Annotated in this window: 23 protein-coding genes, 1 tRNA gene and 1 pseudogene; 17 read left to right on the top strand and 8 right to left on the bottom strand. The window is 69.1% G+C overall.

Features of this window, described 5'->3' with window-relative positions; genetic code table 11:
• Positions 1-8: 8 nt before the first annotated feature.
• The 3 genes from JYK02_RS07030 to JYK02_RS07020 are packed head-to-tail and all read right to left on the bottom strand — an operon-like array spanning position 9 to position 1,785.
• Complete coding sequence (locus JYK02_RS07030) at positions 9-485, bottom strand: NUDIX hydrolase (RefSeq protein WP_207050022.1); 477 nt, start codon at positions 483-485, stop codon at positions 9-11.
• 39 nt (positions 486-524) lie between these two features.
• Positions 525-1,226, bottom strand: a complete 702-nt coding sequence (locus JYK02_RS07025) for a hypothetical protein (protein ID WP_207050021.1) — start codon at positions 1,224-1,226, stop codon at positions 525-527.
• A complete protein-coding gene (locus JYK02_RS07020; protein ID WP_120527950.1) occupies positions 1,186-1,785 on the bottom strand; it encodes a hypothetical protein in 600 nt (199 codons plus the stop codon). Before JYK02_RS07020 ends, JYK02_RS07025 begins: the two co-directional genes overlap by 41 nt.
• A gap of 439 nt (positions 1,786-2,224) precedes the next feature.
• Here JYK02_RS07020 and groES point away from each other — a divergent pair, with 439 nt between their 5' ends.
• The 6 genes from groES (at position 2,225) to JYK02_RS06990 (ending at position 7,974) form a co-directional block, all read left to right on the top strand.
• Positions 2,225-2,515, top strand: coding sequence for a co-chaperone GroES (gene groES / locus JYK02_RS07015; RefSeq protein WP_014395362.1), 291 nt, complete (start codon positions 2,225-2,227; stop codon positions 2,513-2,515).
• Positions 2,516-2,562: 47 nt separating this feature from the next.
• Positions 2,563-4,215, top strand: coding sequence for a chaperonin GroEL (groL, locus tag JYK02_RS07010; protein WP_207050019.1), 1,653 nt, complete (start codon positions 2,563-2,565; stop codon positions 4,213-4,215).
• Positions 4,216-4,381: 166 nt separating this feature from the next.
• Entirely contained in the window at positions 4,382-4,639 is a 258-nt protein-coding gene (gene grxC, locus JYK02_RS07005) for a glutaredoxin 3 (RefSeq protein ID WP_206798033.1), read from the top strand.
• A gap of 97 nt (positions 4,640-4,736) precedes the next feature.
• The gene (locus tag JYK02_RS07000; protein WP_207050000.1) at positions 4,737-5,132 is read left to right on the top strand and encodes a hypothetical protein; all 396 of its coding nucleotides are present in this window, start codon (positions 4,737-4,739) and stop codon (positions 5,130-5,132) included.
• A gap of 203 nt (positions 5,133-5,335) precedes the next feature.
• Positions 5,336-6,718, top strand: coding sequence for a sigma 54-interacting transcriptional regulator (locus tag JYK02_RS06995; protein WP_207049998.1), 1,383 nt, complete (start codon positions 5,336-5,338; stop codon positions 6,716-6,718).
• A gap of 44 nt (positions 6,719-6,762) precedes the next feature.
• A complete protein-coding gene (locus JYK02_RS06990) occupies positions 6,763-7,974 on the top strand; it encodes a hypothetical protein (protein ID WP_207049989.1) in 1,212 nt (403 codons plus the stop codon).
• Between the two features lie 86 nt (positions 7,975-8,060).
• On the opposite strand, the gene smc is transcribed toward JYK02_RS06990, so the two are convergent.
• The gene (smc, locus tag JYK02_RS06985) at positions 8,061-11,669 is read right to left on the bottom strand and encodes a chromosome segregation protein SMC (RefSeq protein WP_207049980.1); all 3,609 of its coding nucleotides are present in this window, start codon (positions 11,667-11,669) and stop codon (positions 8,061-8,063) included.
• Between the two features lie 312 nt (positions 11,670-11,981).
• Between smc and JYK02_RS06980 the strand changes: the two genes are divergently transcribed.
• The gene (locus tag JYK02_RS06980; RefSeq protein ID WP_207049970.1) at positions 11,982-12,686 is read left to right on the top strand and encodes a TapB family protein; all 705 of its coding nucleotides are present in this window, start codon (positions 11,982-11,984) and stop codon (positions 12,684-12,686) included.
• Between the two features lie 4 nt (positions 12,687-12,690).
• Here the strand turns inward: JYK02_RS06980 and JYK02_RS06975 are convergent, their stop codons facing one another.
• Both JYK02_RS06975 and JYK02_RS06970 read right to left on the bottom strand, forming a co-directional pair.
• Positions 12,691-14,070, bottom strand: coding sequence for a hemolysin family protein (locus JYK02_RS06975; RefSeq protein ID WP_207049968.1), 1,380 nt, complete (start codon positions 14,068-14,070; stop codon positions 12,691-12,693).
• 12 nt (positions 14,071-14,082) lie between these two features.
• Positions 14,083-14,898 (bottom strand): tetratricopeptide repeat protein, encoded by an 816-nt coding sequence (locus JYK02_RS06970; protein ID WP_207049966.1) that lies wholly within the window; start codon positions 14,896-14,898, stop codon positions 14,083-14,085.
• Between the two features lie 61 nt (positions 14,899-14,959).
• Here JYK02_RS06970 and JYK02_RS06965 point away from each other — a divergent pair, with 61 nt between their 5' ends.
• The 5 genes from JYK02_RS06965 to JYK02_RS06945 all read left to right on the top strand — a co-directional run bounded on the left by JYK02_RS06965 (position 14,960) and on the right by JYK02_RS06945 (position 20,339).
• Positions 14,960-16,225 carry a CapA family protein gene (locus tag JYK02_RS06965; protein WP_207049965.1) on the top strand — a complete coding sequence of 422 codons (1,266 nt, stop codon included), beginning with the start codon at positions 14,960-14,962 and terminating at the stop codon, positions 16,223-16,225.
• A 284-nt stretch (positions 16,226-16,509) separates the two neighbouring features.
• On the top strand, positions 16,510-17,601 hold the full coding sequence (gene prfA / locus JYK02_RS06960) for a peptide chain release factor 1 (protein WP_207049954.1): 1,092 nt from the start codon (positions 16,510-16,512) through the stop codon (positions 17,599-17,601).
• Complete coding sequence (prmC, locus tag JYK02_RS06955; protein ID WP_207050593.1) at positions 17,595-18,461, top strand: peptide chain release factor N(5)-glutamine methyltransferase; 867 nt, start codon at positions 17,595-17,597, stop codon at positions 18,459-18,461. Before prfA ends, prmC begins: the two co-directional genes overlap by 7 nt.
• A gap of 54 nt (positions 18,462-18,515) precedes the next feature.
• On the top strand, positions 18,516-19,787 hold the full coding sequence (murA, locus tag JYK02_RS06950; RefSeq protein ID WP_207049952.1) for a UDP-N-acetylglucosamine 1-carboxyvinyltransferase: 1,272 nt from the start codon (positions 18,516-18,518) through the stop codon (positions 19,785-19,787).
• 159 nt (positions 19,788-19,946) lie between these two features.
• Positions 19,947-20,339 (top strand): zf-TFIIB domain-containing protein, encoded by a 393-nt coding sequence (locus JYK02_RS06945; RefSeq protein WP_207049944.1) that lies wholly within the window; start codon positions 19,947-19,949, stop codon positions 20,337-20,339.
• Between the two features lie 36 nt (positions 20,340-20,375).
• Here JYK02_RS06945 and JYK02_RS06940 read toward each other — a convergent pair whose 3' ends face one another.
• Entirely contained in the window at positions 20,376-21,221 is an 846-nt protein-coding gene (locus JYK02_RS06940) for a discoidin domain-containing protein (RefSeq protein WP_242588477.1), read from the bottom strand.
• Positions 21,222-21,412: 191 nt separating this feature from the next.
• Here JYK02_RS06940 and JYK02_RS06935 point away from each other — a divergent pair, with 191 nt between their 5' ends.
• From JYK02_RS06935 to JYK02_RS06920, 4 genes are all read left to right on the top strand, one after another.
• Positions 21,413-23,362, top strand: a complete 1,950-nt coding sequence (locus JYK02_RS06935) for an ABC transporter substrate-binding protein (RefSeq protein WP_207050592.1) — start codon at positions 21,413-21,415, stop codon at positions 23,360-23,362.
• 94 nt (positions 23,363-23,456) lie between these two features.
• Positions 23,457-24,290: a phospholipase D family protein gene (locus JYK02_RS06930; protein ID WP_207049940.1), complete on the top strand. Its 834-nt coding sequence runs from the start codon at positions 23,457-23,459 to the stop codon at positions 24,288-24,290.
• Positions 24,291-24,341: 51 nt separating this feature from the next.
• Positions 24,342-24,620 carry a hypothetical protein gene (locus JYK02_RS06925; protein WP_207049939.1) on the top strand — a complete coding sequence of 93 codons (279 nt, stop codon included), beginning with the start codon at positions 24,342-24,344 and terminating at the stop codon, positions 24,618-24,620.
• Between the two features lie 48 nt (positions 24,621-24,668).
• Positions 24,669-24,741, top strand: a tRNA-Gly gene (locus JYK02_RS06920).
• Between the two features lie 131 nt (positions 24,742-24,872).
• On the opposite strand, the gene JYK02_RS06915 is transcribed toward JYK02_RS06920, so the two are convergent.
• On the bottom strand, positions 24,873-25,268 hold the full coding sequence (locus JYK02_RS06915; RefSeq protein WP_207049937.1) for a tyrosine-type recombinase/integrase: 396 nt from the start codon (positions 25,266-25,268) through the stop codon (positions 24,873-24,875).
• Positions 25,269-26,244: 976 nt separating this feature from the next.
• On the opposite strand from JYK02_RS06915, the pseudogene JYK02_RS06910 reads away from it, so the two are divergent.
• Positions 26,245-26,664, top strand: a pseudogene (locus JYK02_RS06910) (PHP domain-containing protein); the annotation flags it as partial.
• Between the last annotated feature and the right edge of the window lie 133 nt (positions 26,665-26,797).

The raw sequence follows: 26,797 nt of genomic DNA, 5'->3' as shown, positions 1-26,797 counted from the left end.
TTCCCGTCCTACCCCGGCTCCTTCCCCTCCACGGGGGGAGGAGCCCCGGACGCCAGGCCCTGGGCGCGCATCCACCGCAGCGCCCGGCCGGCGACGGCCTTCTCACCCTTATAGCCCAGCGCCGGAATCAGCCCCTCGAGCGGCATCCAGCGCACCTCGTCCACCTCCACGCGCGGCCCCGGCAGCGGCCCCAGCTCTCCCGCCTCGTAGCGGAAGAGGAAGAAGTGGACACGCTTGAAGATGCGCTGTCCGCGGAACTGGTAGACGTAGCGGATCTCCCCCAGCGGCGCGAGCAGCGCCACCGAGGACAGCCCCGTCTCCTCCTTCACCTCGCGCCGCGCGGTCTGCTCGGGCGACTCGCCCGGGTCCACGTGCCCCTTGGGCAGCGCCCACAGGTGGCGCCCGTGTGGACGGATGACCGCGACCTCCCAGGCCCCGTCCTGGAAGCGGATGACGATGCCTCCTGAGGACGCCTCGCGCGGCATGCCCCCACCCTACCCGAAGCGGAGGACGGCCGGGACCCCTCAACCGCCGTGCGCGAAGTGGCGCAGCTTGGCCTCCGCGCCCAGCCGGTACGCATAACGCAGGTCGCCGAGGAGCCGGTCCAACCGCCGGTCCAGCACGTGCGGCATGAGCCGCGTGCAGAAGCGCCGGGACAGCCGGTTCGCCTCCTCGTAGCGCCAGCGCTCCTCCCCGGACAGCAGCGGCTGGTACGCGACCCGGTCGAACAGGCGCGTCAACAGCTCCCGCGCCCACCCGGCCACGCCCTCGCCCCAGCGGTGCAGCAGGCAGACCACGAACTTGTCCACCTCCGCCTGGGCCTCCAGCTCCAAGAGCGACACCGTGCGCTCGTAGTGCGCCGTGTGCGCGACGTAGAGGAAGTGGCTGACGCCCTCGGTCACCTGGCAGTAGCCGTCCAGGTCGCCCTCCAGCACGGACGCGAGCGGGCTGCCCGCGTAGCGCCCCATGCGCTCGCGCAGGGAAGGGTCCAGGTAGAGCGCCACCTCCAGGTCGCCGCGGGCCTCCAGCACCAGCAGCTCCTCCGGCGCGCGCCCGGTGCCGCCCAGGAGCGCGGCGACCTCCGCGTCCACCACCACGAAGGCCTCCGCGCGGGCCTCGCACCGGAAGCCGTAGATGGCCTCCAGGTGGGCCTGCAGCCTCCCCACGAGCGGGAAGTCCGCGGCGTCAGTTGGCAAGCGACCCCTTGCGCGGGACCCACCCCGCATCCACCAGCACGCGCTCCAGCCGGTCGCTGCCCGTGCGCGACCAGGACTCGTAGACGCGCAGCGCGCCCTCCGGCCCCGCGCTCATGAGCCCCCGCGCGCTGATCTCCTCCAGGACCTCCACCAGCGAGCGGAACTTGTCGCACAGCTCGCGGTACACGCCGGTGAAGCCGCCCGGAGGCACCAGCTCCGCCACCTGGCCGTACGCCGCGCCGCCCATCTGGATGTAGTAGTCGGGGCCCACCATGCCCTGCTGCAGCGCGCCAGAGAAGAAGCCGACCTTGTAGAGCGACACGTCGCCCAGCCGCCGCAGCGTGCGGATCCGCTCCTCGCGCTCCTGCTGCAGCGCGCGGTGGTACAGCTCCGCCAGGGGTTCGTGGTCGCGCCGGCCCTCCGCGTCACGGCTGAACAGCTTGTCCGTGGCCGCGAACTCCGCCAGCAGGTTCACCAGATAGAACTCGGTGGACTCGCCCAGCGCCACCCGCTGCCGGGCCGCGACCTCCAAGAGGAGTTCCCGGAAGAACTCCTTCAGCGAGGAAGAGGACGTCACCAGTCCGCTCATCGAGCACACCTCCCGGATGAAGCCTGGAAGGCCACCGGGCCGGCGCCCGGACCCACCAGGACACGCTCCGACAAGCGTAGTCACCCGCGCGGGGGCAGGCAAAATGGACTCAAGTCTTATCAAGTACTTACGCTGGCACTCCGGGACACCGAGTGCCAACGGCCGGACACCCGGGACGGCCTTGCGGGCAGGCGTGGGCAGCGGGAATGTTTTCGCGAAAAGCCCAATCAGGACGGGTGTTTAGCGGCATCCGGACAGATGTCCCGACGTCGCTTGACGCGTCGAAGTCCCTGGTTATTATCCGCCGCGCCTGGGCGTTAGCACTCAGCGGGTGCGAGTGCCAGCGCCGGGGCCCACAGGCCCTTTTCAACCACCCCTGCGGCGTCCCGGTCCGGACCTTCCGTCCGCCTCCGGCAGCCGCGATTCACAGGAGCAAGCCATGAAGATTCGTCCCCTGCAGGATCGGCTCATCATCAAGCGCGTCGCCGAGGAGAACAAGACCAAGGGCGGCCTCTTCATCCCCGACACGGCGAAGGAGAAGCCGCTCGAGGGCAAGGTCATCGCCGTCGGCAACGGCAAGGTGCTGGAGGACGGCAAGGTGCGCGCCATGGACATCAAGGCCGGCGACACCATCCTCTTCAGCAAGTACGCGGGCACGGAGATCAAGCTGGACGGCGAGGATCACCTGATCCTCCGCGAAGAGGACGTGCTGGGCATCATCGAGAAGTGAAGCCCGCCGTTCGTCTTCCCACTCCCAACTTCTAGAGGATTCAGACCATGGCGAAGGACATCATTTTCGAAGTGCGCGCGCGTGACGCCATCCTGCGCGGCGTGAACATCCTGGCCGACGCGGTCAAGGTGACCCTGGGGCCCAAGGGCCGCAACGTCGTCATCGAGAAGAGCTTCGGCTCCCCCACCATCACGAAGGACGGCGTGACGGTGGCGAAGGAAATCGAGCTGGAGAACAAGTTCGAGAACATGGGCGCCCAGATGGTGAAGGAGGTCGCGTCCAAGACCTCCGACGTCGCCGGTGACGGCACCACGACGGCCACCGTGCTGGCGCAGGCCATCTTCCGCGAGGGCGCGAAGCTGGTGGCCGCGGGCCACAACCCGATGGACATCAAGCGCGGCATCGACAAGGCCGTCGCGGCCATCATCGCCGAGCTGAAGACGCTGGCGAAGCCGACCAAGGGCAACAAGGAGATCGCGCAGGTTGGCACCATCTCCGCGAACGGTGACACCACCATCGGCCAGATCATCGCGGATGCGATGGAGAAGGTCGGCAAGGAGGGCGTCATCACGGTGGAAGAGGCCAAGGGCCTGGACACCACCCTGGACGTCGTCGAGGGCATGCAGTTCGACCGCGGCTACCTGTCCCCGTACTTCGTGACGGATCCGGAGCGCATGGAGGTCGTGCTGAACGACCCCCTCATCCTCATCCACGAGAAGAAGATCTCGTCGATGAAGGACCTGCTCCCCATCCTGGAGCAGGTGGCGCGCGCCGGGAAGCCCCTGCTGATCATCGCCGAGGAAGTGGAGGGCGAGGCCCTGGCCACCCTGGTGGTGAACAAGATCCGCGGCGTGCTGAACGTGGCGGCGGTGAAGGCGCCGGGCTTCGGCGACCGCCGCAAGGCCATGCTGGAGGACATCGCGGTCCTCACCGGCGGCCGGATGATCGCCGAGGACCTGGGCATCAAGCTGGACACGCTGACGCTCCAGGACCTGGGCCGCGCCAAGCGCGTCACCATCGACAAGGACAACACCACCATCGTCGACGGCGCGGGCAGCCAGACGGAGATCGAGGCGCGCGTGAAGCAGATCCGCGCCCAGGTGGAGGAGACCTCCAGCGACTACGACCGTGAGAAGCTCCAGGAGCGCCTCGCGAAGCTCGTGGGCGGCGTGGCCGTCATCAACGTGGGCGCCGCGACCGAGACGGAGATGAAGGAGAAGAAGGCCCGCGTGGAGGACGCGCTCAACGCGACCCGCGCGGCCGTGGAAGAGGGCGTCGTCCCCGGCGGCGGCGTGGCGTACATCCGCTGCCTCAAGGCCCTGGAGAACCTGAAGGTCGCCGACGGTGAGAAGTCCGGCGTGGACATCATCCGTCGCTCCGTCGAGGAGCCCCTGCGTCAGATCGTCGGCAACGGCGGCCTGGAGGGCAGCGTGGTGGTGAACAAGGTCAAGGAGGGCACGGGTCCCTTCGGCTTCAACGCCGCCACGGGCGTCTACGAGGACCTGCTGGCCGCGGGCGTCATCGACCCGGCCAAGGTGAGCCGCACCGCGCTGCAGAACGCGGCGTCGGTCGCCTCGCTGATGCTCACCACGGAGGCCATGGTCGCGGACCGCCCGAAGGCGGACGACGACAAGGGCGCCGCGGGCGGTGGCATGGGCGGCATGGGTGGCATGGGCGGTATGGGCGGCATGGGCATGTAGTCGCCCCACCCTTCCCCGCTGTCACGGGGGACGGGACTTGACGGCCTCCGGCGCCCACCTGGGTTCCGGGGGCCGTCGTGTTTCAAGGGGCCAGGCGCGCGGGAGGCCCGTGGTCTCGCGCGCAACGGACCCTTAGGTTTGGCATCAAGAGACCAGGAGGAAATCCATGAAGCCCGTGAAGATCTACACGACGACCTACTGTGGCTTTTGCGTGCGGGCGAAGGACCTGCTCAAGCGCAAGGGCGTGGCCTACGAAGAGGTGGACGTCACCGGGGACGACGACGCCCGCGCGAAGCTGGTGGAGATGAGCAACGGTCAGCGCACCGTGCCGCAGATCTTCATCGGGGACACGCACGTGGGCGGCTATTCCGACATGGCCGCGCTCGACCGCGAGGGCAAGCTGGACCCGATGCTCCAGGCTTGAGCAGCCAGGCGGCCGGGCCCCGGGTCCGGACGCCACCCGGGCCCGGCGTGCCTACCTTCTTCGCCAAGGCATTCACCCCTTTGACGGGAGGAACACCATGGCGGGCGGACAGGAAACGACGGGGACCCGGGACGAGCACCACGACCTCATCAGCACGCTCTATCACCTGCTGAAGGGCGCGTCGGTGAGCGAGCAGTACCTGCGCGACGCGGAGGCCGCGGGGGACCAGGAGCTGGCGCAGCTCTTCCGCGACTGGCAGGACGAGCAGCGCAACCTGGCCGAGCGCGCCAAGAACCTGCTGGGCGCGCGCATGATGAACGCGCAGGCGGGCACGGGCCGCGCGGCTTCCTCGGGCAAGGGCAAGGTGCCGATGCGCGAGGTGAAGAGCCAGACCAACGCCAGCGTGCGCTCGGGCGGCAACGCCAACGACGACGCGGTGGATGAGCAGTCCAAGGAGTCGTTCCCCGCGAGCGACGCACCCGCGAAGTACTGACGCGTGAAGCCGCACGGAAGGCCGGCCCGACGCTCCCGGTAGGGGCGCGGACGGGCCCCTTCTGTCTTCACCTTCAACGGACGTTTCCGAGTCCACTTGTTCCACTTGCCCCCTGTGTGCAGTCCCCCCTAAAGAGGCGGGATTGAGGGCGAGGCGGGGTGTTTGTGCCCCCTGCGCCCCGTTGCGACCAGGGGTCCGTGACCATGATTGACAGACCGGATGTCACCGAAACCGTCCAGGCGGAGCGCGAAGCCCAGGCCACCCGCGTCCCCCTTCACGAGTGGACGGTGGAGGTGGTGGGCGGTCCGGACAAGGGCAAGAAGGTCACCACCCGGGACGGGCTGGTGCGCGTGGGTTCCGACGCCGCGGGAGACCTGGTGCTGAGCGACCCGACGGTGAGCCGCCGTCACCTGGAGGTGGAGCGGCTGCCGCAGGGGCTGCTGCTGCGCGACACCGGCAGCCGCAACGGCACGTTCCTGGATGGCCGGCGCGTCCTCCAGGCCTTCGTCAGCAGCGGCGACAAGGTGGAGCTGGGCAAGACGAAGCTCGCGGTGAAGGTGGCCTCCCGCGCGACGGAGGTGGAGGTCGCCGGCGCGGAGTCCTTCGGGCAGCTCGTCGGCAGCTCGGAGAAGATGCGCTGGGTCTTCACGGAGCTGCGCCGCATTGCCCGCGAGGACATGAACCTGCTCGTCGAGGGTGAGACGGGCACGGGCAAGGAGCTGGCCGCGCGGGCGGTGCACCAGCACTCGCTGCGCCGCCACGGCGCCTTCAAGGTCGTGGACTGCAACCTCATCTCCGAGGAGAAGGCGGAGCGCGAGCTGTTCGGCGGCCTGCGCGCCGGGGAGAACGAGGACAAGGCCGCGCGCGGCATCTTCGAGGCGGCGCGCGGCGGCACCCTCTTCCTGGACGAAGTGGGCGAGCTGCCCCTGTCCGTGCAGGGCAAGCTGCTGCGCGTGCTGGAGACGCGCGAGGTGCCGTCGCTGGACGGGCAGCCGGTGGCGGTGGACGTGCGCGTCATCGCCTCCACGCACCGCAACCTGGAGGAGGACGTGCGCCAGGGCCGCTTCCGCGCGGACCTCTACTTCCGGCTCGCGGTGGCGCGCGTGCGGCTGCCGCCCCTGCGCACCCGCCGCGACGACATCCCCACGCTGGCGCAGGCCCTGTCGCGCGGCATGAAGGCCGCGCTGGAACTGACGCCGCAGACGCTGGCCCTCTTCGAGGGCTACGACTGGCCGGGCAACGTGCGCGAGCTGCGCAACGTGCTGGAGCGCGGCGCGCTGATGCAGGAGACGGGCAACACCAGCTGGCTGGACTTCCTGGCGCACGCGCCCAAGCGCGCGGAGGGCACGGAGCCCGCCACCAACGTGGCCGCCATCGTCACCGGCATGCCGTACCACGAAGCGAAGGACCGGGTGCTCGCGGACTTCGAGCGGCTGTACTTCGCGGAGGTGATGCGCGAGGTGGCCTTCGACATGAAGGCCGCGGAAGCGCGCACCGGCCTGTCCATGCAGAGCCTCTACCGCCTGTTGAAGAAGAACGGGCTCCGCCTCAAGGACCTCAAGAACGCCGAGGGCCTGGAGAAGTGAGCCCGAGCGCAGTCCAACCACCCCAACCGGGAGAAAGCCTCACCATGCTGAAGCGTCTCGCCGTCACCTCCGTCATCCTCACCGCCGCCTGTGCCGGTACGCAGAAGACCGAAGCCCCCGCCGAAGGTCAGAAGCAGATGACCAAGGAAGAGCGGCTGCGCATCACGAACCAGCCCCCGTTCGACCTGGCGACCTGCTTCCCGCACGAGCAGGCCCTGCCCTCCCCCGCCAACGAGGGCGTCCTCGTGGGCGCGCTCCTGAGCGTCCGTCCGGACGTGCTGGAGTGCCTGGTGGACCCGGCCAACCGTGGCCCGGCGGCCAGCACCAAGGTGACGGTGAAGACGACCGTCAACGCCCAGGGCGCCACGCACGCCATCTCCGGGGAGAACCTCACCCCGGCGGGCACCGCCTGCATCCAGCAGGTGCTGGACACGCACGTGAAGCCCACGGCGCTGGCGGCGGATGCCAAGCCCGTGGAGGCCACGTACGCGTACGACCACGCCACCGCGAACAACCCCTCCGTCACCATGGGCATCAACGAGGGCTCGGACTTCTCCGGCACGGTGCGTCTGGCGGAGAAGAGCTGGTGTGACTGCTTCGAGGGCTTCAAGGCCTCCACGCCGCCGGTGCTGAGCTCCGACATCCACATCGTGAAGGGCCAGCCGAACCCCACGGAGGTCGTCTTCAAGCCCTCCGGCAGCACGGAAGGCGACCAGCTCGCGTCCTGCCTGCAGGCGAAGATCGCGAAGATGCCCGCGACGACGACGGGCGAGCTGAAGTTCCCCTTCCGCTTCGTGTTCTTCAACTCGCAGGCCCCGGTGGAGGCCTCCGCGAGCATGCCGCCGGAGCTGCGCTTCTTCCAGCTGGAGCTGGCGCGCACCCAGACGGCCGCCGCGTCCGCCATCGCCTTCGGCGCGCGCACCAACGCGGCGGACACGTATGACGCCGTCGTGCAGAAGTACACCAAGACGAAGGACTACAAGCTCTTCGACGAGCTGTCCTCCAAGTGCCAGGCGCTGGTGGACTCGGCCACCAAGTGGGTGGACGCGCTCAAGGCGCAGGAGACGGTGGACCAGACGACCCTGACGCTGGTGCAGCAGCTCAAGGCCCAGAAGGAAGACTGGGCCCCGGTGGAGGCCGCCAGCCAGGAGGCCCTGGCCAACACCCAGAAGGACCTCTCCGCCGCCCAGCAGCGTCTGGCCGCGGACCAGGGCGCCTGCCCGAAGAAGAGCTACGGCCCGACGAAGAAGAAGTAAGCCCTTCAGCTTCGAGCCGCTGAAATGACAACGGGCGCTCCGGAACTTCTCCGGGGCGCCCGTCGTCTTTCAAGGCTTCGCTGCGCCTACGACGCGGCGGGGACCTTGTCGTCGTTGTGCGCGGAGGCCTCGCGCATCTTCACGCTGACCAGCTTGGAGATGCCGGGCTCCTCCATGGTGACGCCGTAGAGCGTGTCGGCGATCTCCATGGTGCGCTTGTTGTGGGTGATGAGGATGAACTGCGACTGGCTGCTCATCTCCTTCACCATGTCGTTGTAGCGGCCCACGTTGCCCTCATCCAGCGGGGCGTCGACCTCGTCCAGGAGGCAGAAGGGGGTGGGCTTGATGAGGAAGATGCCGAAGATGAGCGCCACGGCGGTGAGCGCCTTCTCGCCGCCGGACAGCAGGTTGACGCTCTGGAGCTTCTTGCCCGGCGGCTGGGCGACGATTTCGACGCCCGGCTCTCCGTTGGGCCCCTCCTGCGTCAGGATGAGGCTGGCGCGGCCACCGCCGAACAGGCGCGGGAAGATGGCCTGGAACTTGTCGTTCACCACGTCGAAGGTCTGCTTGAAGCGCTCGCGGCTCGTCGCGTCGATGCGGACGATGGCTTCCTTGAGCTGGCTGATGGACGCCTGGAGGTCCTGACGCTGGGCGGAGAGGAACTCGAAGCGCTTGGACAGCTCCGCGTGCTCGTCGATGGCGGTGAGGTTGATCTCCCCCATCTTCTCCACCTGGGCGCGCAGGTCCTTGAGCTCGCTCTCCACCTCCGGCGAGAGCGGCGCCAGCAGGTGGTAGTTGTGCAGCTCCGCGGACAGCTCCAGCTGGTAGCGCTCGCGGATGCCGGCGGCCAGGTGCTCCAGCTCCAGGCCAATCTCCTTCTCGCGCAGCGTAATCTGGGACAGGCCCTGCATGAGCTCGTCCAGCCGGCCGCGCAGCTCGCGGAAGGCGGTGTCCTGCTCGCGCACTTCCGTGGTGGCGGCGGTGTGCGCGGCGCGGCGCGACTCCAGGGTCTCCGCGGCGGCGCGGTGCTCCTCCGCCCGCTGCTCCCGGGTGGACTCCAGCTCCGCGAGCCGGCCCTGCAGCACCTCCACCTTGGCGCGGCCGTCCGTCACCGTGGCCTGCAGGCGGCTGACGCGCGCCTCCATGTCGCGGCGCTGCGACACCAGGCTCTCCAGCTCCTTGCGCGCGGACTCACCGCGCTCGCTGCCGGCGGCCACCTTGACGCGCAGGCCCATCAGGTCCGCGGACGCGCTGTCCGCGCGCTGGCGCAGGCCTTCCAGCTCCCCGGCGTACTGGCGCACGCGCTCCTCGCGCGCCTCGCGGTCCGCCTGGCCGTGGGCCACCTCGCCGCGGCTGGACTCCTCCTCGTTAGAGAGCGCGGTGTGGCTCTGCGAAAGCTGCCCCGCCTCGCCCTCCAGCGAGCGCAGCCGCTCGCGCACCCGGGCCAGGTCCTCGCTCGCCTTGTGGAGGTCCTTCTCCTGGCTGGCCAGGTTGACCTCCTCCGCGTGCTGCTCCTTGCCCAGGCCCTTGAGGACGGCCTCCGCCTGCCCCATCTGCTTCTGGAGCGTGTAGTGGCGGGTCAGGATCTCGTTGTAGCGCTCCTCCACCCGGGCCACTTCGGCCGCCAGCTCGGCGATTTCGCGCTTCTTCTGGAGCGCGCCCACCGCCGCGCCCTCGCGCTCACCGCCGGTGATGGAGCCGTCGGTGCGGAAGACCTCGCCCTCCAGCGTGACGAGCGTGCAGGGCACGGGGGTGGCTTCCGCGTACTCGCGCGCGGAGGCCAGGTCCTGGACGATGACCACGTCACCCAGGAGCAGCTTGAGCACCGGCTCCAGCGCGGGCTCGCAGGACACTTCCTTCAGCGCGTGCGCCAGGACGCCCGGGCCCGAGAGGTCCGGCTCCACGAAGGCGCGGGCCTGCTCGCCGGAGGGCACCGGCAGGAAGGTGCCGCGCCCTTCGGCGTGGCCCTTCAGGTACTCCACCAGCTCCACGCCCTTCTCGCGGCTGTCCACGATGACGTGCTGGAGCCGCTCGCCCAGGGCGGCCTCCACCGCGCGCTCGTAGCGCGCATTGGTGACCGTGAGGACGTCCGCCACCAGGCCGAAGATGCCCTGCTCGCGGGCGGCCTCCGCGGCGCGCACCATGACGGCGCGCACGCCCCGGTCGAAGCCGTCGTAGTTCTTCTGGATGTCCTCCAGGGACGCCAGGCGGCTGCGCTTGTCGCTCAGCTCCTCGCGCAGCGCGATGACCTGGACCTCGTTCTCCGTGAAGGCCTCGCGCGTGCGGGTGAGGGCCTCCTCCTCCTGGCCCCGGCGCTCGGCCAGCTCGGAGGCCAGGTGGCGCGTGTCCTCCACGTGCTTCGCGGCCTGGGTGCGGACCGAGTCCAGCTCCTGCTCCTGGGCGCGCAGGGTCTCCAGCTCACCGGCCAGCTTCGCGCGGCGGGCCTCCAGGTCCGCCCGCTGCCGCGCGAGGTTGACCAGGTTGCTCTCGTGGTTCGCCAGGCGCGTGGCCACGGCGACCAGCCCCGCCCGCTCCTGCTCCAGGCGCAGGGAGATTTCCGTCTGGAGCACGGAGACGCGGCGCTGCTCCTCCAGGGCCACGGCCATGGCCACTTCGTCTTCCTTGTACGACCCGGCGATGCCCGACAGCTCCGCCTCGCGGGCCGTCATGGTCTGCACCACTTCCGCCTGCCGCGCGAGCAGCGCGTCCAGCTCCGCCTGCGCGGACTCCACGCGGGTGTGGGTCTCCTCGAAGTCGCGGCGGCCGTACGCCAGCTCCTGCGCCTCGCGCTGCAGGGCGCTCTCCAGCGCGTGCACCTCGCTGGCGTACTGCTGGAGGGCCGCCCCTTCCGCGTCCAGCTCCGCGCGGCGCCGGGTGATGACCTCCTCCAGCTCCTTCACCTTGTCCAGGCCCTCGCGCTCCTCGCCGCCCAGGTTCTCCAAGCGGGACTGGAGCACGCGCTTCTCCGCCATCAGCTCCAGCGAGCGGTGGCTGGCCGAGTGCAGGTCAATCTCCCGCATGCGCGCCTTGAGCTTGCGGTACTTCTCCGCCTTCTTCGCCTGGCGCGACAGCGTGTCGAGCCGCTTCTCCAGCTCGCCGGTGATGTCGTTGACGCGCAGGAGGTTGGCCTCGGTGGCCTCCATCTTGCGCTCGGCGGCCTTGCGGCGGGCCTTGTACTTGGTGACGCCCGCGGCCTCCTCCAGCAGGTGCCGGCGGTCCTCCGGCTTGCTGGAGACGATGAGGCCCACGCGGCCCTGCTCGATGATGGAGTAGGCCTTGGTGCCCACGCCCGTGCCGAGGAACAGCTCCGTGATGTCCAGCAGGCGGCAGACGGTCTTGTTGATGAGGTACTCGGAGTCGCCGTTGCGGAAGAGGCGGCGCGTCACGGTGATTTCGCTGAAGCCCTGGTACTGGGGCGCCAGCGTGTCCGTGTCGTCCACGAGGAAGGTGAGCGACACCTCCGCCATGGACAGGGGCGGCTTGTTCTCCGAGCCGTTGAAGATGACGTCTTCCATGCCGCGGCCGCGCAGGTTCTTCGCGCTCTGCTCGCCCATCACCCAGCGGATGGCGTCCACGACGTTGGATTTGCCACACCCGTTGGGGCCGACGACGCCCGTGACGCCCTCGTCGAAGGAGAAGACGCTCCGCTCCATGAACGACTTGAAGCCGGTGATGTCCAGGCGCTTGATTCGCATGCCAGCGGTTCTCCCTACGGCCGTCGGTGTGACGGGGTGAAAACGCGCGCGAGGCCGGAAAATCGGCTCCGCAGCGTTCGGCAGGAGTACCAACGCACCCCACCGCGGATCAAGCGTGACCATGCCACGCATGACCCTATGTCCAGTGCTACAGGCCGGTTCGCCGGAGGCCTCGCACCACCCTTGCAAAGCAGCCGACCCACCCTACCTTCCACTTGATCTTTCTGGAGGCGTCCTACGTTTCAGCCCTTGCTTGCCCTGTCGCTCCTCGTGGGCGCGTCCCCGACGTCTCAGGTAGCACCCCGGTCTGACATGGTGGCGGCGGCGGCGCCGGCCCCCTGTCCGAACCCCTGGTTCCCCATGGAGGAGGGCCTGTCGCTGACCTACCGGGCCGGCCGCTCGTCGGAGCTGGTGCTGGCGACGAAGGACGTCGCCCCCGCTCCGGATGGAACGGTGAAGGCCACGCTGGCGGTGAGCCTCAAGGGGCGCAGCGGCCAGACGGACCTCACCTGCGACGCCAACGGTGTCCGCACGGGCCTGGGCGGCCTGGAGGGCACGCTCCTGTCCGCGTCCGGCATGGACGTGCAGGTGGTGAACGCGGAAGGGGCGGCCGTGCCGGCGCCGTCCGTGATGGTGATGGGCGGCACCTGGAAGAACAGCCTGTCGGTGAAGCTCCAGCCCCCGGCGAAGAAGGGCGGCCTGCGCCCCATCATCGCCACGACCTTCGACAAGGAGGCCACGGTGGTGGGCGAGGAGGAGGTCACCGTCGCGGCGGGCACCTTCAAGGCGCTGAAGATCAAGAACATCACCACGGCCCGCGCCAGCCGCCCCGGCGCGGAGGGCCGCTCCATGGAGAGCTTCATGTGGTTCGCGCCGGACGTGGGCATCCTGAAGCTGACCACGGACGGAGAGACGAACCTGGAGCTGCTCAAGGTGGACCGGCCCAACGCCAAGGTGAAGCCGGCGTCCATCCAGGGCGGCGCGAAGAAGAAGGCCGTGAAGCCCACGAAGGGCTAGGCCTTCACCCCGTCTCGCCGGACGGCGCGGGCGGCTCTGAGGGGCGGCTCGCTCCGTCCTTCGGCACCGCGGTGGGGCGCGACTGCGGCTCCACCGTCACGCGCACCACGCGGGGGCCGTCCACCTCCTCCACGAGGATGCGCCACATGTCGAGCTTGAGGCTGTCGCCCTTCTCCGGCACCCGGCCCAGCTTCGTCATCAGGTAGCCGGCGATGGTGGTGACCTCGCCCTTCTCGTCGTCGTTGAGGTCGAAGTTCACGTCCAGCTGGGCTTCCAGGTCGTCCAGCTGCGCGGTGCCGGGCAGCTCGAAGCGGCCGCCGGGGAGCGCGCGGACCTCCTCCACGCGCCGGCCCAGCTCCGCCACGTCGCCCACCACCTCCGCCACCACGTCCGCGATGGTGACGAGCCCCGACGTGCCTCCGTGCTCGTCCACCACCAGGGCAATCTGGCGGCGCCGGCGGCGGAACTCCGCGAGCAGCTGCTCCAGCGTGGCGTTCTCCGGGATGAAGAGCACCGGCCGCTGCACCTGGGACAGACTGCGCAATTCGCCGCGCGACAGGAGGAAGAACAGGTCCTTCACATTCACCACGCCCTCGACCTCGTCGAGGTTGCCGCGGCACACCGGCAGCCACGTGTGCCCGGACGCACGCGCGTCGATGACGTTCTTGTCCAGCGCCTCCTCCAGGTCCAGGTAGCGCATCTGGTTGCGCGGCACCATCACCTGCCGCGCCGTCTTCTGGGCCATCTCCAGCGCGCGCTCCAGGAGCTCCGCGCGCGCCGTGGTGATGGCGCCCGCCTGCGCGGAGCTGTGCAGGATGACGCGCAGCTCTTCTTCGTTGGTGGCCTCGTGCGTCTCGCTGGCGGAGTGCAGGCCCACCGCCTTGAGCACCAGCCCCGCCAGCCAGTTGAGCAGCCGGATGGCCGGGTAGAAGAGGAAGTAGAACGCGCGCATGGGCAGCGCCACCGCGAGCGTCGTCTGCTCCGCGCGCTGGATGGCGACGCTCTTGGGCGCCAGCTCCCCCATCACGATGTGCAGGAACGTGATGATGCTGAAGCCGATGATGCCCGCCGCCGTGGTGCCGTACTTCGCGGCCACCGCCTCCGGCAGCACCTTCTCCATCACCGGGTGCAGCAGGTGCTCGAAGGCGGGCTCACCCAGCCAGCCCAGGCCCAGCGACGCGAGCGTGATGCCGAACTGGGTGGCGGACAGGTACGCGTCCAGCTCGCCCACCATCTTCAGGGCCATGCCCGCGCCGGGCGTGCCCTCGTCCACCAGGGACTGCAGGCGCGTGGCGCGGATCTTCACGATGGCGAACTCCGTCGCCACGAAGAAACCGTTCGCGACGACCAGCAGCAGCGCCAGCCCCAGGAAAACCCATTCCATTGTGTGATTCCCTCAGAAGAGGGCTTCGAAGTCCGGATCGCCCTTGAGCACGTCGAACATGGGGTCCGCGGACAGCCACCCCAGGACCTTCTGCCGGTCCGCGGCCAGCGCCTTCTGCAGGTACTGGACGGCGTCCTTCGGACGGCCCCACAGCGCGTACAGCGCCGCCAGGTTGTAGTTGAGCAGGAGGTCGTCCGGGTTGAGCGCCCGGGCGCGCTCGTAGGCACGCTCCGCTTCCGCGTAGAAGCCCTTCTGCGCGTAGCAGATGCCCAGGTCCAGCTGCGCCTCGAAGTTGTCCGGCTCCAGCCGCACCACTTCCTTCAGCTGGGTGATGGAGGAGCGGTAGTCGCCCTCGTCCATCATCAGCGCCGCCAGCTCATGCCGGGGGAAGGCGTCCTGCGGGTCCAGCTCGATGGCGGAGTGCAGCTCGCGCATCGCCTCCTCCACCCGCCCCTGGTCCGCGTACGTGAGGCCCAGGTTCAGGTGGGCGTCCGGGTACTCCGGATCCAGCTCGATGGCTTCCTTGTACTCCTCCACGGCCATCTCACTGGCGTGGGTGGAGAGGAAGCAGGCCAGGTTGTAGTGCGCGGTGGCGCTCTCCGGCTCCAGCTTGAGCGCGGTGAGGTACTCCGCCAGCGCGTCGCGGAACTGCTTCTTCTCCGCGTAGACCGTGGCCAGGTTGTCGTGCGCGTGCGCCGACGTGGGGTCCAGGTCGATGGCCTTCCGGAACTCCTTGATGGCCTCGTCCAGCCAGCCGCGATCCGCCAGCTCGATGCCGCGGGTGTTGTGCTCGTCGGACAGAGCGATGTTGTCCTTTTCCCGGGCCATGGGCGCGCGGCAATCTACGCGTCGCGCGTTTCCCCGTGCAAGGTAGAGTTTCCCCTTGCCCATGCGCCACGCCGCCCTGCTGCTCCTGCTGTCGCTCGCCGCCTGTCATCCCCGCCCCGTGACGCCCTCGGGGCCGCCCCCGGGACTGGAGCCCTCCACCGGAGCGGAAGGCCCGCCGCGCGAGGCCCCGTCCGCCACGCCGGCCGGGTCCACTACCGGACACCCCGCCGGGCAGCCGACCCCTCCCGCCCCTGCCCGCCCGGTGACGCTGGTGGTGGGCGGCGACGTGACGGTGGGCTACCACTACGAGGAGTACTTCGACGACCAGGTGGCCAAGGGGAAGACGCGCGAGGAGATGTTCGCGTACGGCTTCCGCGAGGTGATGCCCATCGTGGACTCGGGCGACCTGTTCGTCGTGAACCTGGAGTGCCCGTACACGGACAGCACGGAGAAGCTGCCCAAGAACTTCAACTTCCGCGCGCGGCCGGAGCTGGTGAACGTGCTCACCGCGGGCCGCGTGGGCGTGGTGAGCCTGGCCAACAACCACATGATGGACTACGGCGCGCAGGGGCTGCTGGACACCCTCACCTCCCTGGAGGCCGCGCGCATCCCCTTCTTCGGCGCGGGCCGCACCCTGGCGGAGGCGCGCCGTCCGGCGGTCCTCACCGTGGGGGGCCTGAAGGTCGCGTTCCTGGGCTACTTCTTCCTGGGCACGCGCAACATCGAGCCGCAGGCGGTCTACGCCACGGACACCACGCCGGGCGTGGCGGGGCACTTCTCCGACGTGGAGGTGATGGAGCGGATGCTGCGCGAGGACATCGCCGCGGCGAAGGCGCAGGCGGACCTGGTGCTCCCCTTCTTCCACTGGGGCATCGAGGGCAACACCACCCCGGAGCCGTACCAGGTGCGCCTGGCGCACGCGGCCATCGACGCGGGGGCGGCGGGAGTGCTGGGCAGCCACCCGCACGTGCTCCAGTCCATGGAGCTGTACCAGGGCAGGCCGGTGCTCTACTCGCTGGGCAACTTCGTGTTCGGCGGGAACTGGAACCCCCGGGACAAGCGCAGCGTCCTGTGGCGGGCGCGCTTCGACTCCACGGGTTATCTCTCCAGTGACGTGCTGCCCCTCAGGACCGACCGCTACCCCGAGTTCCCCGTCCAGCCGGTGCCCGTGACGGGTGCCGAGGCCGAAGGGGTGATGACGCTGCTGCGCACCGCGTCGCAGGGGACGCAGGGGCTGGAGCGGATGCTCCCGGCGTTGGAACCGACGGAAGCAGGGGGAGCAGGGAGCCCACCGCCCCCCTCCTCCAGCGTGAGAGGGGGGCAGTAGCTTCCGGGACTACTTGTTGTTGCGCTGGCCGCGCTTGAAGCGCGTGCGGCGGCGCTTGAGCTGCGCCTTGCGGGTCTTGGCGCGGTTCTTCAGCTTCTTCTTGGAACGATTTCCCTTCTGTGCGGCCATGTTGAAGGACTCCGTGTTGAGCGTGAATCGAGCCGCACCGGGCGGCGACGGGGGCCGTTCTTACATGCCACTGCCCGCACGGCCAAGGTTTTCCTTGACGCCCTCGGCCCTTGCCACGGGGCGGCCAAAGGGGCAAGACGCCCCGGGAACCACGCATGATTGACAAACTGGAAGAGGTCGAGCGCCGTTTCGAGCGGCTCACGGCCGACCTGTCGAACCCCGATATCCTCGCCGACACGGCGAAGCTCCAGAAGGTGTCCAAGGAGCGCGCCGCACTGGAGAAGCTCGTGGAGACGTTCCGCGGCTACCGCAAGGTGCTGGCGGACCTCAACGAGGTGGAGGCGTGGCTGTCCAGCGCCGACCCCGACGAGAAGGCCTACGCCAAGGAGGCCCTGCCCGGCCTGAAGGCGCAGCGCGAGGAGTTCGAGGCGTCGCTGAAGATCCTCCTGCTGCCCAAGGACCCCAATGACGAGAAGAACGTCATCCTGGAGATCCGCGCGGGCGCGGGCGGCGACGAGGCGGCCCTCTTCGCCGAAGAGGTCATGCAGATGTACCTGCGCTACGCGGACCGCCGGGGCTGGAAGGCGGACATCCTGGACATGAGCGCGGGCAACGCCGGCGGCGTGAAGGACGCCACGGTGACGCTGTCCGGCGACGCGGTGTTCAGCAACCTGAAGTACGAGTCCGGGGTGCACCGGGTCCAGCGCGTGCCGGCCACGGAGACGCAGGGCCGCATCCACACCTCCACCATCACCGTGTCGGTGATGCCGGAGGCGGAGGACGTGGACGTGCAGATCAACCCCGCGGACATCGAGATGCAGGTGATGCGCTCCACGGGCGCCGGTGGCCAGAGCGTCAACACCACGGACTCCGCGGTGCGCCTCATCCACAAGCCGTCCGGCATCGTGGTGAAGTGCCAGCAGGAGAAGAGCCAGGGGAAGAACCGCGCCATGGCCCTGCGCATGCTGCGCGCGAAGCTCTATGACATGGAGCAGGAGCGCATCCGCAACGAGCGCGACTCCATGCGCCGCGGCCAGGTGGGCACGGGCGACCGCAGCGAGAAGATCCGCACCTACAACTTCCCGCAGGACCGGCTCACCGACCACCGCATCGGCCTCACCGTGCACAACCTGCCGGCCATCATGGTGGGCAACGTGGACGAGGTGATTACCGCCTGCCGCACGCACTACCAGGCGGAGGCCCTCAAGGCGCAGACGGGCGGCGGGCGGCCCCCCAGCGAATCATGAGCGACGTCTGGACCATCCGTCGCATCCTCACCTGGACGACGGGGCACTTCGAGAAGCGCGGGGTGGACGCCCCGCGGCTCACGACGGAAATCCTGCTCGCGCACGTGCTCAAGACGGGCCGGGTGCGCCTGTACGTGGACCTGGACCGCCCCCTGTCCAAGGACGAGCTGGCCGCCTTCAAGGCGCTCATCGAGCGCAGGATGGCGGGCGAGCCCACGAACTACCTGACGGGCACGAAGGAGTTCTACAACCGCCCGTTCAAGGTGGACGCGCGCGTGCTCATCCCCCGGCCGGAGACGGAGCTGCTGGTGGAGGCGGTGCTGCACTCGGTGCCCAAGGACGGCCCCAGCCGCGTGCTGGACGTGTGCACGGGCTCCGGCTGCATCGCCATCAGCATCGCGGCGGAGCGGCCCCAGGCGACGGTGCTGGCCACGGACCTGTCCAAGGACGCGTGCGCGCTGGCGCGTGAGAACGCGCAGGCCCTGGGCGTGGCGGAACGCGTGAGCGTGCTGGAGGGCGACCTCTTCGCTCCCCTGCCCCCGGGGGAGACGTTCCGGGTGGTGGTGTCGAACCCGCCGTACATCGACTCGGGCGACATCGCCGGGCTGTCCCCGGAGGTGCGGCGCGAGCCCCGGCTGGCGCTGGATGGCGGGCCGGACGGGCTGGCCGCGCTGCGCCGGGTGATTCAGGGCGCCCGGCGGGTGCTGGAGCCTGGCGGACTGCTTGCATTGGAGATGGGGGAGACCCAGGGCAGCGCCGTCCTGGAGCTCCTGCGGGCCGCGGGGTACGCGGACGCGCGCGTGGAGAAGGACCTGGAGCGGCGTGAACGCATGGCGTTCGGGACACAGCCCGCGGCCTGAGGGCCACGGATGTGAGGCCCGGCGGCAGCACCGGAAGAGGGCACGGGAAAGACCATGGACAAGATCGTCTTGAAGGGTGGCACCGCGCTGCACGGCGAGGTGGAGGTGTCCGGCGCGAAGAACGCGGCGCTGCCCATCCTGGCCTCCGCGCTGCTGGCGGACGGCACCACCACCTTCCGCAACGTGCCGGACCTGGCGGACGTGGCCACGATGCTGGAGGTGCTGCGCACCATGGGCTGCGAGGCCGAGCGGCTCACCGGCAAGAAGGCGGACACGTGTGAAATCAGCATCGAAGGGGACATCACCCCGGAGGCCCCCTACGAGCTGGTGAAGACCATGCGCGCCAGCGTCCTGGTGCTGGGGCCGCTGGTGGCGCGCTTCGGCCGCGCGCGCGTGTCCATGCCTGGCGGGTGCGCCATTGGCGCGCGTCCCATCGACCAGCACCTGAAGGGCCTGAAGGCGCTGGGCGCGGACATCCACCTGACCGAAGGCTACGTGGAGGCCCGGGCGAAGCAGCTCAAGGGCGGCATGGTGAACTTCGACGTCATCACCGTCACCGGCACGGAGAACGTGATGATGGCGGCGGTGCTCGCGAAGGGCCGCACGGTGATGGAGAACTGCGCGCGCGAGCCGGAGGTGGAGGAGCTGGCGCGCGTGCTCAACAAGATGGGCGCGAAGGTGGAGGGGGCGGGCACGTCCGTCATCACCATCGAGGGCGTGGAGGCCCTCCACCCGGTGGAGCACGCCATCCTCCCGGACCGGATTGAGGCGGGCACGCTGCTCGTCGCGGCGGCCATCAGCGGGGGCAACGTGCTGGTGAAGCACGCGCGGCCGGAGCACCTGGACGCGGTGATGGACAAGCTGCGCGAGGCGGGCTGCACCCTCACGGTGGAGGACGGCGGCATCCGCTGCAAGGCGCCCCGGTCCCTCAAGGCGGTGAACATCACCACCACGGAGCACCCGGGCTTCCCCACGGACATGCAGGCGCAGTTGATGGCGCTGATGACGGTGAGCCACGGCACGTCCGTCATCTCCGAGAACATCTTCGAGAACCGCTTCATGCACGTGCCGGAGCTGCACCGGCTGGGCGCGGACATCACCATCCAGGGGCACACGGCGGTGGTGAAGGGCGTCAAGGTGCTCAGCGGGGCGCCCGTGATGGCCACCGACCTGCGCGCCAGCGCGTCGCTCATCCTGGCGGGCCTGCGGGCGGACGGCCACACCGAGGTCAGCCGCGTCTACCACCTGGACCGCGGGTACGAGCGGCTGGAGCGCAAGCTGCGGGGCCTGGGAGCGGACATCCGCCGCGTGAAGGAGCGCGCCTGAGCGTCGGCCTGAGCGCCGGCCTGAGCCCAGGGGGCCGGTAGACGGCGCGTTGCCAACAGAAGCGGCGGCACGGGTTGCATCCCAATTTTTGTGCGACCTATCATTCTCCATTCACCGGGAGCACCCAGTGCTCCCCCCTTCAGGAGAACGAGCCGCCCCATGAATTGCCCCGGTTGCAACGCCGAAATGACTGATCTCGAAGGAGATCACGAGACGTTGCGGGAATGTAAAGAGTGCGGCGGCTTGTGGATTGATGTCGCGGATCTGAACCGGATCCTCCTCCACAACAACCTCCCCGGCCTGGAGGGCCAGGGCGGCAAGATGGACGCCGACGCGCTGACGGGCCAGTGCCCCGACTGCCAGGTGGACCTCGTCCGCTACGTCGGAGGCGACCGGCATCACCCCCTGCAGTTCGACACCTGCGAGTCGTGCGGGGGCATCTTCCTGGAATCGGAGTTCGCGGACGCCACCGACACCGCGGCCGCGGAGAAGAAGATCATCGAGTTCTTCCGCGCCTTCAGTGGCAAGCAGAAGGCCAAGGCCGCCATCTAGGCTGCGGCCCGGGCCCTCACGCCGGCCCGGGCGCCGTCACGGCAGGCTGCGGAAATCGCTCCCCCACTCCTCGGGGAGCGTCCCGTCCAGCGACAGCGCGGCGGCCGCCTTCGGCCCCTCGCCGGCCGGGGTCCGCTCGAAGCGGGCCGTCACCTTCCCCTTCTTGGGGATGTCCAGCGTCACACGGTTGCCGGACACGGTGTAGGTGCCGCTGACGACGGTGGTGGGCTCGGGCGTCTCCAGGGGCTCCAGGGAGAAGCGCCAGGTGCCGTCCAAGAAGAAGGAGAGGAAGCGCTCCGGCGCCCCCTCGTGGCCGCCGAACCAGGTGCCCACGAGCGGCGCCACGCGCGCGTCGTACTTGTACCGGGTGGCGAGCGCGGGCCCGTTGAGGGGCTTGCCGCCCGAGTAGAGGACGACGTCCGTGAGGCACACCGGGGCGTCGTCCTTCGCGCCGGGGAAGCGGTCCGCCACCTCCAGGATGAAGCGCGCGCCAAAGAGCGGCTGGGACAGGGGCACGGCCTGCAGGCCGCGCTTGTCCTGCACGGTGACGCTGCGGGACGCGTCCACGCTGGTGAGGGTGAACTTGCGCACGCGGCCGTTGGCCTTGAACGCGTCACGGGACGTGCCGTCGCCCGTGTAGACGCGCACCTCGTCCAGGGTGACGGGCTCCTTGAAGCCGATGAAGACGTGGGCGGGCTTCTCCCCTTCCGCGCACCAGGCGGTGGTGTCCCGGCCGTCCAGCAGGTTGAGGGGGGCGTAGTGGTCCGGGCGCGCCTCCTTCTCCACCCAGGCCTCCGCCTGGGCATAGCCGGGCGCGGCGGGCGCGGCGGCGAGGACGGACGGGGACACGAAGAGCAGGGAGGCCAGGGACAGGCGTCGCATGGGGCACATCTTGGATCGTCCCCACCCCGGGGCTCCAGTCCGGGTGTGTCCCTTCCGTCACGGCCGGACAGGGCGTTCTCCAGACGACGTCCGCGCGGGCGAGGATGAAAGCGGCCCGCCGGGGGTTGGGGGTGCTTGACACCCGGACACGCCCAGGCCGACAAGGCGGACCGACCGAGGAGGAAGACGTGATGCGACGTTGGGGCTGGGTCTGTGTCGTGGGGCTGCTGGGGGTGGCCTCGTGCAAGAAGGACGTGCCGGCGGAAGCGCCGGACGCGGGCGCCGTGGAGACGGGCCCCTCCGCCCTCACGGAGAAGGAGCCCAACGAGCGGCCCGACCAGGCGCTGGCCGTCACTCGCGACAGCGTGGTGACGGGAGGCCTGGCGGCGGAGCCCAACAAGCTGGACGAGGACTGGTACCGGCTGGCCCCGGGCACCCCGCGCATCGCGGACGTGACGGTGACGGGCCTGCCCGGCGGGGACGTGAAGCTGGACGTCTACGACCAGGACCGCAACCGGCTGGTGGGCGTCAACAGCGAGGGCGAGGGCAAGGGCGAGCGCCTTCCGAACCTGTACGTGGAGAAGGAGCGCTGGCTGGTGGTGTCGCCCGCGCGCAAGGGCATGGGCGGGGCGTACACGCTGGAGGTGAAGTACCGCCAGCCCAACGACGGCGAGGAGCGCGAGCCCAACGACCGCGCCGTGGACGCCGCCGCGCTGCCCCTGGGGCAGACGGTGACGGCGTTCCTGGGGCACTCGGGGGATGAGGACTGGTACCGGGTGGAGCTGGCCGGTCCCGTCGCGCCGGAGGACGTGCCGGCGGCGCAGGACAGTGGCGCGCCCGCTCCGGGCACGGTGCCAGCGGCGCCGGGTTCGACGCCCGCGGCCGTTCCGCCGCCGTCCGTGCCGGACGAGACGCCGGTCGTCGACGACAACGGGGCGCCCTCCCCCACTCCGGAGGGCACGTTCGGGGGCGGAGAGCCGCCCGCGCCGCCGCCGGAGAACGCGGCCCCGACGGCGCCCATTGGCGAGCTGGGCGGTGCGATGGCGGCCCAGGCGGTGGACGCGGGCCTTCCACCCGAGCCCGAGGTGCCCTCGGTGGCGCTGAAGATTGAATTGTCCGCCGTGGAGGGCGTGCGGCCGGAGATCTCCGTGCTGTCCGCCGCGGAGGCGCCGCTGTTCACGCTGCAGGGCAAGGAGGGCGAGCCGCTCGCCTTGCGCAACATTGGCGTGAGGGCCACGGACCGGGTGGTCTACGTGGTGGTGAAGGGCGGCTGGACGGGGACGGGCAAGGCGCAGCGGCGCACCTACAACGCGCAGGTGCCGTACACGCTGACGGTGTCCCAGGAGGAGGCGGGGGCGCACGCGGAGCTGGAGCCCAACGACGAATTGCTCAAGGCCACGCCGCTGACGGGCGCGGGCTATCGCGAGGGCTTCCTGTCGCCGAAGTCGGACGTGGACCACTACGTGCTGAACGCGCGTGAGCCGGTGCTGGCGAAGGTGGAGCTGTCGGGCGTGGACCGGTTGGATTTGACGCTGTCGATGGTGGAGCCGCCGCAGGGAGACGGGCTGAAGGAGACGGTGCTGCTCAAGGCCAACGACGGGTCGCTGAAGGAGCCGGAGCGGCTCAACAACGTCGCGTGCAGCGGCACCTGCTACTTCCGGGTGGAGGGGTCGTTCCGCAAGGTGAACGGCAAGTTCGTGAAGGACTTCGAGAATGCGGACCAGCCCTACCGCATCAGCGTGACGACGGTGCCGGACGACGGCAGCCAGGAGCGCGAGCCCAACAACACGTCCGACCGCGCGCAGGACCTGACGTTGGGCAAGGCGGTGCGGGGCACGGTGTATCCGGCGAAGGACACGGACTTCTACCGGGTGGACCTGTCCGACCGGCCGGTGCGCACGGCGCTGACCGCGACGCTGCTGGGCATCCTGAAGGTGGACGTGGGGCTGTATCTGCACCGGCTGCAGCCGGACGGGAAGCTGACGTTGGTGCAGACGTCCGACCGCGCGAAGGGCGACCAGCCGGAGACCATCCGCTACAGCGCCGAGCCCGGCGTCTACGTCTTCGAAGTCCGCGACGCGAAGAACCGCGAGGCGAACTTCCAGGACTCCTACCAGCTGACAGTCGAGGAGGGGGAGTAGCAACGCACCCTCCAACAGCTGGCATCACGCCCTCTTGCCGCCGTGATGCCAGCTGTTGCTAGGCTTGCCATTGCAAGCCAGCCAGGAGAACGCGTTGAGCGCGGCCGTACCCGAGAAGCAACGGATTGCCATCCTCAATCCAGCAGAGAATCAGTCCCACCTCCACCGCCTTCTCACGGAGGCGGAGCAGCGCATTGTCCTAGTCAGTCCCTACGTCAAGTTCGACAAGCTTCGAACCCTCGTGCGCCCTCTACAGGCCGCATTGCTCAAGGGCGTAAAGGTAACGCTTGTAGTGCGCGAGAAGGACTACAGCACTGGCAAGGAAGACCCGCTGGACTCGGATGCGCTGACCCAACTGCGGCAATTGGGGCTGACGGTTCTCGTGCTGAAGGACTTGCACGCGAAGATCTACCTCTCGGAGAAATACGCGCTTCTCACATCGCTCAATCTCCTGGAGTCGTCTTTCAACAACAGCATTGAGATTGGCACATGGCTCACGGCGGGTACCCCCGAGTACGCCTCCGTTGACGCCTTCCTGAAGAACGAGATCTATCCAACGGCCCAAGCCGCCCCTTCGCTTTCCGCTCCACAAGTGAAGACGTCCGAGGCTCAAGCGCCCAAGCGCGAGCCCCGCGCTGCACCGGCTCGGGAAGCAAGCATGCCACTGCAAGTTGTCATCAATGATGACTCCGACACAGGGCACTGCATCCGTTGTGGCGATGACCTCGACTTCAACATGGAGAGGCCACTCTGCCGTGGCTGCTATAACTCCTGGAAGAAGTACGGGGATCCGACCTACGCCGAGAAGTTCTGCCACGGCTGCGGTGAACCCAAGAAGACCTCGGTGGCCAAGCCCCTGTGCCGTCCCTGTTTTGACGACCTGGGCGACATTCCGCCTCCCGGCGACGACGACAACATTCCGTTCTAGGCTTCAGAGATGAAACCGCTCTGGTGTTGGCGATGCCAGCAGGAGATGCCCATGCTGGACGAGGTTGAGTTCGAGGAAGTCTCGAACCTCTACCGCGCGGCGTTCCGCTCCACGGAGCCCACCATGGAGGCGCGTTTCGCTTCCGTCAGCCAGGCCTACGAGCGGCTGACGGGCTACGTCGGGTGCCATCCGAACGCGGTGATGCACCACCGCATCGCCCAGTACGGCCCGCCGTGCACGGCCTGCGGTAAACCGCTGCGTACGCCTGAAGCCCGGTACTGCGCCGCCTGCGGAAATGTTCGCCAGCCACCGGACGCTTCTTCCCGTTGACAAGGCAGGGCCCGGAACCTACTTTGGGCCCTGCTTCGCACGTCGCACGCGGTGGTAGCTCAGTTGGTAGAGCACGAGCTTCCCAAGCTCGGGGTCGAGGGTTCGAATCCCTTCCGCCGCTCTGATGAGACACAGGCCGATGGTTCCTTCCCGGAACCATCGGCCTTCGTGTTTCCGGGGCCTCGGGCCGCCTTGCAGCAAGGAGGCAGCAAACGGCGCGAATCCGAACCCGCTCCCCTCCCCGGCTCGCGCCTACTGCACCTCCGGCGGCTGCGGCCAGGAGGCAGGAGCGAAGGACAGCTTGTTGACATCCTGGCGCAGGTAGGCCGCCGGGTCCATATGGGCGTAGCGCCGCATGGTGAGCTTGGGGTCCGAGTGCCGCAGGACGCTTGCCACGGCTGCCGAGCTCGCCACGGACTGGATGAGCAACGAGGCGCAGGTGCCGCGCAGGTCGTGGAAGCGCAACCGGCGCGGCTTCGTCCTGAGGCGCATAGCGCAGCGAGGGCAGCGCGTCGCCTCGGCCACGTCCGCCTCCTCCTGGTAGCCACACCCCTTGCGGCGGCAGATGAGCTTCCAGCCACTGACGGTGCCGGCCCGCCACAGGGCCCGCTGGAGGATGGCCTGCGCCTTGAAGTCCCGACGACTCATGGAACCGTCCGGTGCCGGAAAGAGCAGTTCAGAGGGCGATGCCGCGTTGAGCCCGAGCTAGTCCCCAAACAGCGTGCTCCTGGGGCGCATCTCCGAGTGAGAGGCGCCTCAACATGCTGCGGTCCAGCAACTGGATGGAACCGGACTGCGCAAGCAGGACGTTCGCGCGAGACGTCTTCGCCTGTGCTCAGTGTGGAGGGCGGCTTGAGGGTGCAGGCGTACCTGACGGCACCCGACGGGGTGCTAGGTGGCCTGAAGTTGCCCCGGTTCCGCAGAGCGCTCCGGGCTTTCGCCATCAGGCAGCAGCTCGGTACTGCTTTTCGTAGTGGCGGGTGATTCGTAGTCGAGTGCGGAGTGCCGCCGGTGTGGGTTGTACTAATCCTCGATGAATTCGAAGAGGGCCATCGGGCCTCTGCCTGCGAGCGAAGAGTGCGACGGTCGAGCAGCTCGCATTCGAGCGTGGAGCATAGGAAGGACAGGAGCCCACTTGGGCGTAGCGGGCGGGAGCAGAGCGGGAGGAGAGGGACACTGACGGGGAGCCAATAAGCCGCACGCCGAGTCGGCGCAGAAGCCTTTCATCTCCAGCAGACACACGTCTGCCCGGCCCAGCCGCTTTCCCAAGAAAGGCGCGGCAGGTGCCTGGCTCTCTTGGCTGGCTGTGGCGGCTTGAGCTTCAACACCATGCGCTCTGGGGTGGTCCTCGCGCGGAGGACAGGTGCGCAATCGCCGTGGGCAACCCCAGGTGCTCCAGAATCGCTCTCACCCCCTCCTGCTCCCTTCACGTACGCCAACACCCGCCGCCTGCCTCAACACCTCAAGCACGCGAACACATCCAGGGCGAACGTCCTGCGCAGCAGCCCGGCCCAGACCAAACGGGGTCTGCGCTCCTTCCTCGGCTCCTCCACCGTCGCAGCAAAGGCGGGCTCTCCTCCTTCAGCCCCAGCTCCGCCCCTGCTTGAGGGAGGAAGGTGGCCCCGGGGACGCGCAGCTGGGGCGGCCGCACTTGGCGCGGGTGCTGGTGAACCAGGGCTGGTGCCTGGACATGAAGGCCGCGTTCGACCGGTTCCTGGGCACCGGCCGCGCCGCGTGGGTAGAGCGCTTCAAGCTGGAGGGCACGGAGGCCATCCGCCTCATCCGCGACGCGGGCGGCACCGCGACGCTCGCCCACCCCGGCTCCTCCAAGATGGAGCGTGTGTAGATCAAGGCGCTGGCCCAGGCGGGCCTGGCCAGACTGAAGGTCCTAAGCCAGGACCACAACCCGGGCCTGCGGCAGAAGTATCTGGCGCTCGCGGAGGAGTTCGACTTGGTGCCCACCTTCGGCAGCGACTTCCATGGAGAAGAGGTGTCGCCGAACCACAGCCTGGGCGTCGCTACCATGCTCCCAGAGATGTTCTAGAAGCTGCACGCCCGCGCAACTTAAGTTCGGCCCAAGGGGCGACAAGCAGGCCAGCGACCCAACGAGATTGGCGACTGCCCTCCCTGTTGGTTGGTCCACTGACCAACGGACAGTCCCTCGGACTACAGCTTTA

Origin of the sequence: Corallococcus macrosporus (assembly GCF_017302985.1) — a bacterium.
Lineage (GTDB): Bacteria > Myxococcota > Myxococcia > Myxococcales > Myxococcaceae > Corallococcus > Corallococcus macrosporus_A.
The sequence above is the reverse complement of the archived record's forward strand: the minus strand, read 5'-3'. Positions and strand labels throughout refer to the sequence as shown.